This window comes from Bartonella henselae str. Houston-1 (assembly GCF_000046705.1).
GTDB lineage: Bacteria > Pseudomonadota > Alphaproteobacteria > Rhizobiales > Rhizobiaceae > Bartonella > Bartonella henselae.
Genome location: NC_005956.1, coordinates 1,880,333 through 1,894,595, shown reverse-complemented (window position 1 = coordinate 1,894,595; position 14,263 = coordinate 1,880,333). Strand labels below are relative to the sequence as shown.

The window sequence follows — 14,263 nt, the reverse complement described above, 5'->3', positions numbered from 1 at the left end:
GCCTTATTTTACTCTGTGCTTTTTTCTTCTACACAGTGGATGGGTTTTTCTTCTTTAGGATCATTAATGAGATCATAAAGTATGACTTCGTTTTTGGTTGCCCACCAAATATATTCGCTTCCTACATATTTTGCTCCAGAAGCAGCAATGACATTGGAACCAATGATGCGCTTATCTTTCCATTTTAAATCAACAAGCGCAATAGTACCAGCAGTGTGATAGGTTGCTTCAACACGCTCTTTAACTGTTCCCATATCGCATTGATAGAAAATGGTCTGAGTTGTTGGTTCTGGATCATCTGGAACCTGAATGATTAAGGAATTCGCAAAGGCATTGATTGAACCGAAGAGTGATAAACTTAAAGCGACGAAAAATCGTACATTAAAAGGTTGTTTTTTCATAATATTTCCTGAGTTGTTTAGAATAATAAGATTGATTCATCTGTACAGAGTATAGGTTTTTTTTCCTCTGGATCATCCAAAAGATCATAAAGTGTGACTTCGTTATTTTTCTTCCACCATATATACTGAGCTCCTGCATATTTTATTCCCATATTAGAAATGATTTTGGTGGCGATAATGCGATCATTGTTCCATTTGAAATCAACTAACGAAATATTGTCAGCATTTAGATAGATTGCTTCAACACGTTTTTTATTGGTTCCGGCTTTACACTCATAGGCAATGGTCTGAGTTGTTGGTTCTGGATCATCTGGAACTTCAATGATTAAAGAACCAGAGAAGGCATTGTTTGAGCTAAAGAGTGATAAATTTAAAGCGGCGAAAAATCCTAAAATGTGTAAAGTTTTTTTCATAATGCTTCCTCACTGAGCAGAAAGAATAATTTGACTGATACGATGGTGTCTACGGCAGGATTCGAACCTGCGGCCCCAGGATTCATACCACTTCGATTTTCACCGCCAGCTTTATAAGCTGTTTGTGGTCTGGACTGTCTCTTCACCGTAAAGCGTATGCTCTTTAGGTGCTGCCCGTTCAGTCTCTACACCTTCCTCCTCTTTCAAGAGAGGTTTGGCTCGGGATTGGCATATAGTTTTCGTCTCCTATGAAGCTTTCCCCGAATTTGAGCAGATCCACTTTGAGGATTTCTCCTTAAGGCGCCCAATTTCTTTAGGAATCCTGTGCTCTATCCTACTGAGCTACGCAGACATCATCATACTTACTCTTTTAATAGAAGTATAAAAACGAATCAATTATATTCAATATGAATTAACCAATTTCCGCTAATTTTTGTTCTAGAAAGGTTAAAACTGCTTCCCGGGGGACATTTTTTGCAATAAATGATTGACCAAGTCCACGTATTAAGATGAAGGTTAAATCATTTTGCAAAACTTTTTTATCTTGGGCAATGAAAGTCATCAGAGTTTCAGCATTTGGTAATTTACCTGGGATATCCTTTAACTGCGTAGGCAATCTCATAGCTTTAAAGTGTGTTTTAATGCGTTGTATGAGTGTTGGACTTATTAAATTGAGTTGAGCAGAGAATTGGTGCGCTAGAATCATCCCAATGGCTACGGCTTCGCCGTGAATTAAACGATTTGGGTCATAGGCGGTTGCTGTTTCAAGCATGTGTCCAAATGTATGACCAAGATTTAAGAGTGCGCGTTCTCCTGTTTCGTATTCATCACGCGCTACAATGTCTGCTTTAAATTGGCATGAGCGGACAATGGCTTGTATTCGTGTTGGACCATTGGAAAAAACTTTTTGTCCGTTTTTTTCTAGCCATTCAAAAAAATCAGGCTGGTTAATGAGACCATATTTGACCATTTCGGCGTAACCAGCGCGAAATTCACGTGCTGGCAGTGTATCAAGAAGGTCAGTATCAGTAATGACGCATTGTGGTTGATAAAAAGTACCAATAAGATTTTTACCATATTGGCTATTGATGCCTGTTTTTCCCCCAACAGAGGAGTCAATTTGTGCAAGCAGTGTTGTGGGCATCTGAATAAAGTTCATTCCACGACGTATAATACTGGCGGCAAACCCTCCTAAGTCTCCAATGACACCACCTCCAAAAGCAATAACGCAATCACCTCTTTCTAGACGTGCAGCAAGAATTTTATCAATGACAGTTTGCAGGGTTGAGAATGATTTTGATTGTTCTCCTGCTTCAACAATAATTGGAACAGTATGAATTTTATTTTTTGTGAGTTCTTCTTGTAATATCTCTAAATGGATAGATGCAACATTTGTATCTGTAACAATTGCTAAACGCGTTTGATGAAAACTTTTTCTGTGAAGAGAATGTTTAATCTGCAAAGCAGCTTTTGCAACCAAACTTGAACCAATAATGATATCGTAACAGTGTTTGTCTACTTTAACAGTGACAGTTTTGGTTTGCATGCTGGTTATTCCTATCATTCTTTTCTGTATCGAGGTAGTGTTGTACAGACCGTATGACATTTTGTGCTACGGTTTGACGGTTTTCCTTATGACTGTTAATTGTTAAGTTTGCTTTTGCATAGATAGGATAGCGCTGTTTCATGAGTTTTTGCATAGTTTCTTTAGGATTTTCTGTTTGAAGAAGTGGGCGTGTTGGACGCTTTGAGACACGTTGCATGAGGGTATCAAGATCGACTTTAAGCCATATGGATATACCATTTTTATGAACGGCTTTTCGGATATCTTCGTTTATGTAGGCACCACCACCTGTTGCTAAAACAAGAGGTCTGTTTTTCATGAGATTTAGAATAACGCGTTGTTCAAGAGCCCGGAATTCTGATTCACCATAAGTTTTAAAGAGTTCAGTGATAGTCATTTGTGCAGCTTTTTCAATTTCTTGATCAGAATCATAGAAAGGTAAACAGAGCATGGTGGCAATACGTTTTCCGATCACCGATTTGCCTACACCCATAAGACCAATAAGTACAAGTGCTCGGTTATCAAGAGACGATAAAAGTTGATTCTTTATTTTTGTTATCGGAATATGTTTTGGTCGATTACTTTTCATGGTTTTATTTCGGCATTTATCCGCTTTAAAGTCAATTCCTGTTAATCTTTATAAGGCATGATAAGCGATAAAGTATTTTGGGGTAGTATTGTCTTATGCCAACATTGACCAGATTTTTAATGATTCTTTTCATTTTGCTTACTGTTTTTTTCAGTATAATGGTCGCTCTCGTGGTTTGGGTTGAACCGATAACTGTGGATATGTATGTCGATGTCCCTTTGGATTCATGGAACCTTTCTTCAAAAGCGAATTAATGAAATGAAAAGTAATACTGTGATAGACCATTTTCTTGAGATGATGAGTGCTGAGCGAGGGGCTTGTGAGCATACGCTTGCAGCTTATCAACGTGATTTACAGTGGGCACAAGACGAATTGTTTTCGCACTCTGTTTCACTTTTTTCAGCACAAAGAGAAGATTTAATTGGTCTTTTGTCGCTTATGCATACTCTTGGTTTTGCGGCGTCTTCGCAAGCACGTCGTTTATCAACTTTACGTCAGTTTTATCAATTTCTTTATGCCGAAGGATTGAGAGCAGATGATCCGTCTCATAATATTGATGCACCGCGTCAGGGGCGTCCTTTGCCTAAAGTTGTTAGTGAGAATGTGGTGACGAAATTGCTCGATTTAGCGCAGTTGGAAGTCAATCAGGAAGATTATGGGTCCAAAGGTCACTTTCGCGCATTGCGTTTACAATTGTTGATTGAAATGCTTTATGCAACAGGGCTGCGTATCAGTGAGTTGGTGAGCCTTCCGGTGCAGGCTGTCCGCGGAAAAGATTACAGTATTTTGGTTCGAGGTAAGGGCAAAAAAGAGCGAATGGTGCTGTTATCAAAAAAAGCATGTCAAGTTCTTTCTCAGTGGTTAAGCTTGCGTGATCAGGGAAAATATGCTGAAAGTCTTTATCTTTTTCCTGCACGTTCAGAGACAGGGTATATTGCTCGTCAGGTCGTTGCACGGGATTTGAAAAGTCTCGCTAGAAGAGCAGGCATAAAAAGTGGTGGTTTTTCTCCCCATGTGTTGCGTCATGCTTTTGCTAGTCATCTTTTGCAAAATGGTGCTGATTTGCGTGCCGTTCAACATTTGTTAGGTCACTCTGATATTGCAACCACTCAGATTTATACACATGTTTTGGAAGAAGGACTTTATCGTTTAGTCAATGAACATCATCCACTTGCCGATGAGCAGAAGGCTAGGTAAAGAAGATGTTTTTGAAAAATACTTTATAAAGCAAATTAGAAATGTATAACTTACACCAAATAAGTTGGATGCGATGTATAATTATCTTGATTTTGAAAAACCAGTTGCTGATCTCGATGGGAAAATTCTTGAATTAAAAAAGATTTCTCAGGAAGAAGGCAGTCTTGATATGAGTGACGAGATCGCGCGTCTTGAAATGCGTTCTAAAACGGCATTGCGCGATATTTATAAAAAATTATCGCCTTGGCAAAAAACACAAGTGGCTCGTCATCCTGATCGTCCCCATTTTATGGACTATTCTGCACGGTTACTCAGTGATGTTACACCTTTGGCAGGAGACCGCAAGTTTGCTGAAGATGAGGCTATCCAAGCAGGGTTCGCACGCTTTAAAGGTGAAGCAGTCGCTTACATAGGTCAAGAGAAGGGTCATGATACGCAAACACGTTTGCGCTACAATTTTGGTTCTGCACGTCCAGAAGGGTATCGCAAAGCTGTACGTATTATGGAAATGGCTGATCGTTTTGGTTTGCCTTTACTCACTTTTGTCGATACGGCAGGGGCTTATCCTGGTGTCAGTGCTGAAGAGCGCGGTCAAGCAGAAGCAATTGCCCAATCAACAGCAGCAACTTTGCGTTTAAAAGTTCCTGTTGTTTCGGTTGTTATTGGGGAAGGCGGTTCTGGGGGTGCAATAGCAATTGCTGCGGCCAACAAAGTTTATATGTTAGAGCATGCAATTTACTCTGTTATTTCTCCAGAAGGAGCAGCTTCTATTTTATGGCGTGATCCAACTCGTGCCAAAGATGCGGCAATGAATATGCGTATTACTGCGCAAGATCTCTATCAGTTAAAGATTATTGATGGCATTATTCCGGAGCCCTTAGGAGGAGCACATAGAGGAAAAGAGGCTGTGATTGATGCGACCGGTGATATTATCTCTTTTGCTTTAGAGGCTATGGCTGGCAAAGAAGGTGATGTTCTTAAACAAGAACGTCGGGAAAAATATCTTCAAATTGGCCGTTCTCTAGCATAACTTGTTTTTGTGAGGGGTTGAATAGGAGTTTTATTCGATGATATTCAAAAGATTCCTCATAATATACGTTTTGTTTGCAACTGGAATATTAACAGCATGTGAGGGACGATTGCCAGCTTCTATTCGTGCTAAGGTTGAACAGCCACTTCCACGAGAAGTTCAAAATAGAATGGTTTTGTATAATGTTGATCCTTATGCGCCGATTATGATGCGGTTTTTTAAGGAAGAAAATATTGCCGAAATTTGGAAACAGTCTCGTTCAGGATCTTTTGTGCTGATAGCCCGCTATGACATTTGCAAATGGTCAGGTCAGCTTGGACCTAAATATAAGGAAGGGGATTTTCAGACACCAGAAGGTTTTTATACTATTAGTGCAAGTCAAATGAATCCTTATTCGAAATATTATCTTTCCTTTAATATAGGATTTCCCAACTTGTATGATCAAGCTCATGGTCGCACAGGGAGCAATCTTATGGTGCACGGTTCTTGCTTTTCTGCTGGTTGTTATTCCATGAGCGATAAAAATATGGCACAAATTTATGCTTTTGCACGGGATGCTTTTAGAGGTGGGCAGCGAAAATTTCAGTTGCAGGCTTTTCCTTTCCGCATGACTGATGCTAACATGGCGCGTCATAGCTCTGACCCTCATTATCAATTCTGGATGATGCTTAAAAAAGGCTACGATCTCTTTGAGAAGAATCGTAAGCCTCCAACGGTTGATGTTTATGAAAAGCGTTATGTTTTTAATACTGGTAAAACTGTTGTTTCCTTAAAACCATGAGTCTTATTTTATCGTAAAATAGAGATTTTTTGCCTCTTTCAGAATGTTTTGTTCTTCTAAAGAGTTACATGTGAACATTTATGCTGGTTTTTAAATTAAAGCAGGGATCAGGAGTTCCATAAAAAAGCTTTTTATCAAATCACAAGGAGATCCCTCTAAAAAGTTTAAGTTTATTAAAAAACCATTTTATAAAGGCATTTATCATTGTTATGCGCTATTTTCTTCGTTGTGAGACAAACAAAGGCAAAAAAAGAAAGAGATGTCGTTATGCTTCCTCAGCCGCTTTTTCGTATCTGTGAAACATAATCTTTATTAGGAATAACTTATGTATTTTAAATTCTTCAAGAAGTTAAAATGCTGGGATAATATCATTTCAATCACCCGCATGAAAAGACAACATAAAACTTGACCTAAGATACTAACCACAGCATCACTTCTTCATGGTTAAGTCTTGTCTTGCTTCTTCACGATGCTTCCCACTTATGCTGACCTTATCTATAGACTGTAGCATAGGGAGGAGCCTGGGTAAAAGGTGATATTGATCCTCTATAGTCTATCGTTTCTTGACAAGCTTTTCCTCAATTGGATATGAGATCACTTTCTGAAACCAAGAGTTCATACCGTTTAAAGATATTACGCCATTTTTTAAGCATAAAGGAAAATCTCATCTTCCCCTGAGCTTTCTCTTTAAAAGTAACGTGAACACTCTCCACAAACAACGGATAAAGTTTTTCCTTTTCACGCGTTTGTAAGAGACTTATTTTCAATAAATGGAACATTCTTTAAATGGAATATCCTTTGCCAATCTTTACACTTGGCGGAATATTTTACCTAGGTAATGTGTTTGTTCTTTCCAAATGGAACATTATAATTCTCTACTTTGCTTTCAAATTTTAACTCTTAAAACATGGAAATGAGGATGTATTAGAGTCTCTTTGAAAACCTGCTCTCTCTATCGGTTGAAAATTTTCCTTCATATGAAACTTAGAGAAAAAACTAAAATTTTATTCCTGGAATAAGCAGTGGGTTCTCCAATATGGCGGTTTTGTCTGCAGTATCTATTGCTGGTTTGTTTAAAAGAGCATTGAAGAGTTTTTGTATTGCTTCTTTTTCAATACCATCGGCAATGATGACAAAACGGGTTTGTGTAATTCCTTTTGGCCATGCTGGAAGTCTTATTGGTGGATGAAAAAATGTTTGTACGCTGTGTAGCACAAGTGGACGTAGGGGATCATCATGCAATGCAATAATTGCTTTGATCCGTAATAGTTTTGCGCCATAAAAATTTTTTAGGAGATCTAAAAAAGTATCAAGGGTGGCGTAATCAATGGTCTCTTCATAGTCTAGAGAAAAAGCACGAATGGTCGATTGGTGCGTATGATCGTGTGGAGCAATAGAGCAGCATTGTTTAAGCCGCGTGTTTTCTGTTTTTTCATCCCATAATATTTTACTTATGAATGCAGTTGAACAGAAATGGTCAGAATGAACATCGATGATTTGCGCTATAGGATTAATTGCTTTGAGTGTGGTAAGAAGCGTGTTTGAAAGCGTTTTTGGATGAGTAAGGTCTGTTTTTGTGAGGATAATTTTGTCAGCAAGTGATAATTGTTTGTGTATTTCAGGGTGGCGTTTGAATATGGAAAGCGTGTTTAATGTATCGAATGTTACAAGAACAGCGTCGATGGACAATGTTTGCATTAAAAGTGGATGATTTAGCAGAGCTTGTAAAATAGGTGCGGGATCAGCCATTCCTGTTGTTTCAATGATAATGCGATTGAGTTTTTTGAGATGTCCTGTATGAACGCGATCAATCAAATCGATTAATGTATCAATGAGATCACTGCGTAAATTACAACATAAGCAACCATTAGCGAGTTCAATGATCCCTTCTGTTGTTTTTTTAACCAAAAGGTGATCAATACTCACGTCACCAAATTCATTGATGATAACAGCGCTGTCAGCCAAAAGAGGATCGCGCAACATCCGGTTGAGCAAAGTCGTTTTGCCCGAGCCTAGAAAGCCGGTAATAAGCGTGAGAGGAATGCGCTTTGTTTTCATAAGAATTATCGCGTGTGGTGTACGGCCTTTTTCAGGGCGTGATTTGTGTGTTTTTTACTTGGAATGGAAATTTTTTTTAGTGGTTTTCCTTTGACTTTAGGTTTCTTTGGTGTACTAATGAGTCTTACTGGTAAAGGAAGAACAGAAGAAGGTGGAGGCGCTATAAAAGGTGAAGTGAGGATAATATTTCCTTGGTCATCATAAGAATTCGCATTCATTTTTACGGCTTCAGGCGTGCATGTTTGTTGTCTCATGTCTCTTGCGTGGGTCATTTTAGTGCCATAAGGCTCGAGTGTTTCTAGTGTTAATTGTAACGATCCTTGACGCGAAAATCCTGTTTCAAGCAGTTTTGCAGCTTTTTTTTCTCTTTCACTGATGTTTTTAGATCCTAAAATGACAGCAATAATTGTGCGTTTATTGCGGGTCGCTGAGGCAACAAGATTAAAGCCAGATGCACAAATAAAGCCTGTTTTCATACCGTCTATTCCATCAAAACGACCAATGAGGTTATTTGAATTGGGTTGGATCTTGCGTTTGTTACCAAAATCAATGGCTGGAATAGAAAAATAATGGGCATATTGAGGAAATTCTCTGCGAATCTGAATTGCTAAAAGAGCAATATCACGCGCTGTGGAATAATTATTTGGATCTGGTAAGCCACTTGCATTGGCAAAATGGGTTCCAAACATCCCTAGACGTTGAGCTTCAGCATTCATTTTTTTCACAAAGGCTTTCTGTGAACCAGCAACTGCTTCACTCATGGCAATGGCTAAATCATTGGTCGATTTAACCATGGTGATACTTAATGCTGTATCAAGTGTAAGAACAGAACCAGCTTTATAACCTGAACGATATGTGGGCGCTTTTGCCGCATATTCGCTAATGGTGATGTGTTTGTTGGATGAAATTTCTCCTCGACTCATGGCGCGAAAAATAACATAAGCGGTCATTAATTTTGTTAAGGAAGCAGGATACCAACGCTCAAAGGCTTGATTGTGTTCTAAAATGCGTCCAGTTTTAACATCGACAGAAATAAAGGGTTGAGCTAGAGCAAGGCTGCTTGTAAAGCTTAAAACAAAAGACAAAAACAATTTATAGAGGAGTCGCTGCATTAAGTGAATCCAATTCCTTCTTATTATAGTGATTTAGAATTATTTCAATTTAGCACACAATGCTTTTGAGTCCATAATCAGCGAGGAAAAATGGTTAATGACTTATTTGTTTTTCTTCGGGGGTAAAAACCAGTGTTCATTTTTTACAATCTTCCTTTAATGCGGTTTTACGGCTTTCAAAAATATCAAGAATATTTTCTTTTCAATCATGAATATTGCTGAGGAGCTTACATTTTTATTTTTTGCGTTCTTTTTTCAGAGGATTGCCTCTTTCACGAAAGAACAGTAAGCTATTCTGTTGTTCATTTACGGTTGTGCTTAAAAAGCTCACTTTCCTGACAATGGCATTTCTTGGCAGTATTGATGCAAGGGAGAGCTCTTGGTTATTACCATATTTATTCTTACTGAAAAGATGCGTCGGCATTATACGAGGCCGCTTGTGAAGAGTATAATGATAAAGCCATTGTGCACTACCGCCTTTATGCTTTGAAGGTAAACGCTGTGTGCTATCATTCTCTTTGTCAGTTCAAAATGTTGCGATATCCCTTGCATTGAGGTGGGTCATAAGAAGCATATTTACTCCTTTCTTAAAGAGTTTTTACCTACATGCTAACGTTGCTTGTGATGTGCAAGCGAATGATTTTGATTTGTTCATTATGAGAGGGTTTGAGGTGAGAGAATCTTATGATATTTTGGTCGTTCATTCAACATGCAAAATGATAAATTATTCCTATAAATCAATATCTTGTTATTACACTTTGTTTCTAGGCTCTCAATGTTATAGCACTTGCTCTTACTAAGATAGTTCATAAAAAGTATAATTGAATCTTTGTTTTAAACAATATTCCTCCATCATTTCCTCGTGTGAGGTATAAACAGATATTTTTTAATTCTGAATCAGAGGATTTGAAATGAAAAAAATTTACCGTATTTAATATTCTCAATTTAAAAGGTAAATTGAGAGATTATCTTTATAAATCAATTTTTTGCTTTACAGTCCTTCAGTTGTTGAAGCTTTTTAAGAGCGCAGGGAGGCATAGGTGGAGGGGTAGGGTCTTGTGCTGCTAATAAAAGCAATTCATCACAGGTTTTTTCTGTTTTTTGGATGAGTTGGTCTAGAAAATCACGCTTGCTTAAACCTGGGTCTATGGGGGGAAGAATGCGAACGCGGATTGTTCCAGGATAGCGGCGAAAATTGCTACGTGGCCAATATAAGCCGGCATTGTGTGCAATGGGAACAACTTGAAGTCCCAATTCATGATAGAGAGCAACAATTCCTGATTTATAATCTGGTTCTTGACCTGGCTGTCGGCGTGTTCCTTCGGGAAAGATCAGAATTTGGCGCCCTTGTTTTGCTTTTTCTTTGGCTTTTTGTATGATGGTTTTTAAGGCTTTAATAGGTGTTGTTCGGTTAATGGGGATAATTTGTGTTTTTGCCATATACCAGCCAAAAAATGGAATCCACGTTAATTCACGTTTTAGGATAAGAGCCGGGTCTTCAAAATAGGGGACAAGGCTAAAGGTTTCCCACGCAGATTGATGCTTTGGAGCGATGATGTAGGCTCCTTTGGGGAGGTTTTCTAAACCTTCGATTTCATAGTTTGTGCCTGCAATGTATTTTTGCAAAAAAAGTGTGACACGCGCCCATGTTTTAGGGACAATCCATGCTTTTTTGCGTGGCATTAAAAAATAGATGGGAGCGTAAAGAATCATCTGGATAAAAGTCGTTGTATAAAAAGCGAGGGTAAAAAGAAAAGAACGAAGGATAAGCACTAAATTTTCCATTTAATATCTACAAGAAGATTGTTTATATAACTTACTTTGACACTGGAAAACACCTCTCTTTTATGTTTTTTTTAATATCTAATTTGGGGATGGTTTCTTTTTTGATGTTTAGAATATAAGGAAAAGGGTGGATGAAATTACAGGTTAGCCAAGACACTCTTTTTATTCCACGGATTTTATCTATTGCGGGAACAGATCCTTCTGGTGGCGCTGGAATGCAAGCGGATTTGAAAGTTTTTTCAGCTATGAAAACCTATGGAATGAGTGTGGTGACCGCTGTGGTTGCACAAAATACTCAAGGTGTACGTGCTTTTCAGGCGTTGGATGCTTCTTTTGTTGCTGACCAAATTGATGCGGTTTTTGAAGATATTCATGTTGATGCTGTTAAAATTGGTATGGTAGCAAATGCTCAAATTGCTCGGACTGTCGCAGAACGTCTTGCTTATCACAAAGCGCGCTTCATTGTTTTTGATCCCGTTATGGTGGCAAAAAGTGGCGATGTCCTTTTAAAGTCTGATGCGATTGAAATTATGCGTGATGTTCTTGTGCCGATGTCAACTTTGATCACGCCAAATTTACCTGAGGCATCTCTATTGTTGGGATGTGAGGTAAAGTGGTCTTTAGACGCTATGTACCAATATGGTCCACAGCTTCTGACTCTAGGGTGTCATGCAGTTCTTTTGAAGGGTGGGCATTTGGACGTTTTTTCTCGTACAAATGAGGCGAATTATGATTATTCTAGTCCAGATCTTTATTGTGATTGTGAAGATCTTGTCATGCTTGAAGCCCCTCGTTTTATAACCACTCATGATCATGGTACAGGTTGTACTATTTCAGCTGCCATCGCAGCTTTGTTGCCTACAAAGCCTTTGGTTGATGCGGTTAAACAAGCAAAAGACTATTTAAATGGGGCTTTATCTACCTCAAGTGCTTTACAAGTAGGGAAAGGACGTGGTCCCCTTCACCATTTTTATGAATTATGGAAGAATGTATGAAACAAATAATTGTAAAGCAAAAATTTTCTGCTCTGTTGTATGTTTCGTTGTTATACTTTCCATGGTTATACAAAAACTAATCAAAATAAGTGTCGTTTGACAGGCGGTTTTTTACTAAATGGAAAAAGATGGGATGAGGAAAAAAAAGGTGATCATTTCCTGTTTTTATGACTACTTTTTATCATTCAATGAGAGTTTTATTAAAATAGATTTTGATATCTAAGAATCAAAAAAAGAGTAAAAAATCGCGAAGATCAGGATTTGATACAAAAATAAAAGAAGGTTTTTAAAGAGTTTGAAAAAACTCGGGAGATAGCCTTTAAAAGACCTTTGAAAAAAAATTAAACAAAGAATTTAATGTGCTTTAAAAACAACCAAATATGAACAAAGCTCTCTATAAGCATTAATTGGTAATAGAAGTATCTTTATTAGTTATACAATACAGACAGTAGATCTTTCTTAGTCTGGAATTTTAGAATTTATGAGAGCTATTATTCTCATTTCACTTCCAAGTTCTTTTTTCGTATTTGTTTTTTCAACAGTATTGTGAATGTTGATTGATTTTAGACCACGCTATGTCATCACAATTACTGTTATGATAGATGGCGTTTTTATATCAGTCATTTAGTTAGATTTGCCGGGAGAAAATATGGAGAAAATATAAAGGAGAATTCTATTGAATATTACGATTATTTTGGGGTCTGTACGTCAACCATCATTAACAAGAACTTTAGCCCATTGCTTGGCTGATTGCCTCTTGATGCGGGATGCATCGCTTAATTGGGTTGATTTGCGTGAACAGCCCTTGCCGATTGTTGATCCAGATTATCATAGCCATGTAGAGGATAATCCAAGCGCTGCGGTACGTCAGTTTATTAAAAAAATCGCTGCGGCTGATGGTGTTATTCTTGCGAGTCCTCTTTATCAAGGGTCTTATTCGGGTGTTTTAAAAAATGCTCTTGATCATTTGACCTATGATGCCTTTTTAAGAAAACCGATTGGGCTTATCTCTCATGGTAGTACAGTCCAAAAATGTGCACAACCTTGTGAACATTTATTGCCGGTGGTGCGCACGCTTTATGGTTATCCGCTGCAATGTCAAGTTACTTCGGCTAAGCAAGATTTTGCATCGGATGATGAAGGTCGTACATGGAAAATCATAAGTGAAGAGGTGCGGGAGCGTTGTGAGCGGCTTGCTGATGAAATGTGCGAATTTTTAAACCAGAAGAGAGAGATCATAGGATAAAAAATTGAGCAATATCGTTATCGTTATTTAGTGGTAGGCGACACGGGAATACTTTCCCCTTTGGTTAATAGCTAGAGCTGCAAGAAGTGATTGTTGTCACGCCGCTTTTTTTCTCATCAAGTTCAGCTTGAGGCACTGCAAAAAACTATATGTTTGTACCGCTGGATCATTATTGTGCAGCTGTGGGGGTACAGTTTTTAGAAGCTGTGACGCAATGGCATGGGTTAAAATTTGTATATTGTGGGTTCGTTTATCTGCTTATACATTTTTTGCGCATTAATTGTTGGCTCTTTTGGCTAAGCCACTATGTATTCTTCATGTTTTTGGTTTCAACGTTCATGGATAAAATGATTGTTAATTGCATACATAGAAATAAGGGAGGTTTCATATTAGTTAAGTTAGGACGAAAAACAACTTCAAATGGTTGATGGTCACTTACCGACCAAGAGATAAGCTAACAGATATTAGACGCAATAAAAATTCGTGTGGAAGAGTTGTGTGAATGAACTAAAATCGTGATTATTTGAGAGGGCGATGGGGATGAGGAATTTTTTGTATATTCTTTTGAAACGCAAGTACTTGTTATGAAAAGGGTAATATAAAAGCTGGTCAAGATGTTTCTGTGGCTTAGCTGGAGGGTATCTCGCACAAAGTTTAGAAAGAATGAATCATAAAAGTTTAAGCTAAAATGCCTATCAGTGTGGAAATTGTGCAAGACAAATTTATGGTTGATACAATTAGCGAGCACAAAACAATATCATATGATGAAGCAGAAGACATTGTAGAAGAGTTAAAGTCATTAATCACTAAAGAGGAAAAACTACCGATATATTAAAAGTGTAATGGGCGGTTGAGATGCGTAATTTGAATGCGTGTTTTTCTGATGCACAAAAGAGAGCCGTTGTACAAGCTCTTGCTGCAGCAGATGCTATGCTGGTTATCCATAAATGCGGTCAAAGAGGTAGTTGTAAAGCTTAAAAGACAAACGATGTGTTTACCTGAATTTGAAGTTTTATGGATGAAGATCAATAAAAAACCATTTATCGTTTGTAAGACGTATTAGAGATAGAGAGATAAAAACTTAAGCCAATT

The 14,263-nt window shown here is 38.0% G+C and carries 14 protein-coding genes; 6 read left to right on the top strand and 8 right to left on the bottom strand.

What is annotated here, in order from left to right:
• Positions 1-8: 8 nt before the first annotated feature.
• The 5 genes from AYT27_RS08565 to AYT27_RS08550 form a co-directional block, all read right to left on the bottom strand.
• A complete protein-coding gene (locus AYT27_RS08565) occupies positions 9-401 on the bottom strand; it encodes an MliC family protein (protein WP_011181401.1) in 393 nt (130 codons plus the stop codon).
• Positions 402-418: 17 nt separating this feature from the next.
• Positions 419-814, bottom strand: a complete 396-nt coding sequence (locus AYT27_RS08560) for an MliC family protein (RefSeq protein WP_011181400.1) — start codon at positions 812-814, stop codon at positions 419-421.
• Positions 811-960, bottom strand: a complete 150-nt coding sequence (locus AYT27_RS08930; RefSeq protein WP_155245601.1) for a hypothetical protein — start codon at positions 958-960, stop codon at positions 811-813. Before AYT27_RS08930 ends, AYT27_RS08560 begins: the two co-directional genes overlap by 4 nt.
• 266 nt (positions 961-1,226) lie before the next feature.
• On the bottom strand, positions 1,227-2,360 hold the full coding sequence (aroB, locus tag AYT27_RS08555) for a 3-dehydroquinate synthase (protein ID WP_011181399.1): 1,134 nt from the start codon (positions 2,358-2,360) through the stop codon (positions 1,227-1,229).
• Positions 2,335-2,967 carry a shikimate kinase gene (locus AYT27_RS08550; protein ID WP_011181398.1) on the bottom strand — a complete coding sequence of 211 codons (633 nt, stop codon included), beginning with the start codon at positions 2,965-2,967 and terminating at the stop codon, positions 2,335-2,337. Before AYT27_RS08550 ends, aroB begins: the two co-directional genes overlap by 26 nt.
• Positions 2,968-3,225: 258 nt before the next feature.
• Between AYT27_RS08550 and AYT27_RS08545 the strand changes: the two genes are divergently transcribed.
• The 3 genes from AYT27_RS08545 to AYT27_RS08535 all read left to right on the top strand — a co-directional run bounded on the left by AYT27_RS08545 (position 3,226) and on the right by AYT27_RS08535 (position 5,975).
• Entirely contained in the window at positions 3,226-4,164 is a 939-nt protein-coding gene (locus tag AYT27_RS08545; RefSeq protein ID WP_011181397.1) for a site-specific tyrosine recombinase XerD, read from the top strand.
• A gap of 73 nt (positions 4,165-4,237) precedes the next feature.
• Entirely contained in the window at positions 4,238-5,194 is a 957-nt protein-coding gene (locus AYT27_RS08540) for an acetyl-CoA carboxylase carboxyltransferase subunit alpha (protein WP_011181396.1), read from the top strand.
• A gap of 37 nt (positions 5,195-5,231) precedes the next feature.
• The gene (locus AYT27_RS08535) at positions 5,232-5,975 is read left to right on the top strand and encodes a L,D-transpeptidase family protein (protein ID WP_011181395.1); all 744 of its coding nucleotides are present in this window, start codon (positions 5,232-5,234) and stop codon (positions 5,973-5,975) included.
• Positions 5,976-6,971: 996 nt separating this feature from the next.
• Here the strand turns inward: AYT27_RS08535 and AYT27_RS08525 are convergent.
• The 3 genes from AYT27_RS08525 to AYT27_RS08515 form a co-directional block, all read right to left on the bottom strand.
• Complete coding sequence (locus AYT27_RS08525) at positions 6,972-8,033, bottom strand: CobW family GTP-binding protein (protein ID WP_011181393.1); 1,062 nt, start codon at positions 8,031-8,033, stop codon at positions 6,972-6,974.
• A gap of 5 nt (positions 8,034-8,038) precedes the next feature.
• Positions 8,039-9,145 (bottom strand): D-alanyl-D-alanine carboxypeptidase family protein, encoded by a 1,107-nt coding sequence (locus tag AYT27_RS08520; RefSeq protein ID WP_011181392.1) that lies wholly within the window; start codon positions 9,143-9,145, stop codon positions 8,039-8,041.
• Between the two features lie 978 nt (positions 9,146-10,123).
• A complete protein-coding gene (locus AYT27_RS08515) occupies positions 10,124-10,930 on the bottom strand; it encodes a lysophospholipid acyltransferase family protein (protein WP_011181391.1) in 807 nt (268 codons plus the stop codon).
• 131 nt (positions 10,931-11,061) lie between these two features.
• Between AYT27_RS08515 and thiD the strand changes: the two genes are divergently transcribed.
• The 3 genes from thiD (at position 11,062) to AYT27_RS09610 (ending at position 14,149) form a co-directional block, all read left to right on the top strand.
• Complete coding sequence (gene thiD, locus AYT27_RS08510; RefSeq protein WP_011181390.1) at positions 11,062-11,925, top strand: bifunctional hydroxymethylpyrimidine kinase/phosphomethylpyrimidine kinase; 864 nt, start codon at positions 11,062-11,064, stop codon at positions 11,923-11,925.
• 676 nt (positions 11,926-12,601) lie between these two features.
• Positions 12,602-13,171, top strand: a complete 570-nt coding sequence (locus AYT27_RS08505) for an NADPH-dependent FMN reductase (RefSeq protein ID WP_011181389.1) — start codon at positions 12,602-12,604, stop codon at positions 13,169-13,171.
• Positions 13,172-14,026: 855 nt separating this feature from the next.
• Entirely contained in the window at positions 14,027-14,149 is a 123-nt protein-coding gene (locus AYT27_RS09610) for a hypothetical protein (RefSeq protein ID WP_263283916.1), read from the top strand.
• Positions 14,150-14,263 lie beyond the last annotated feature (114 nt).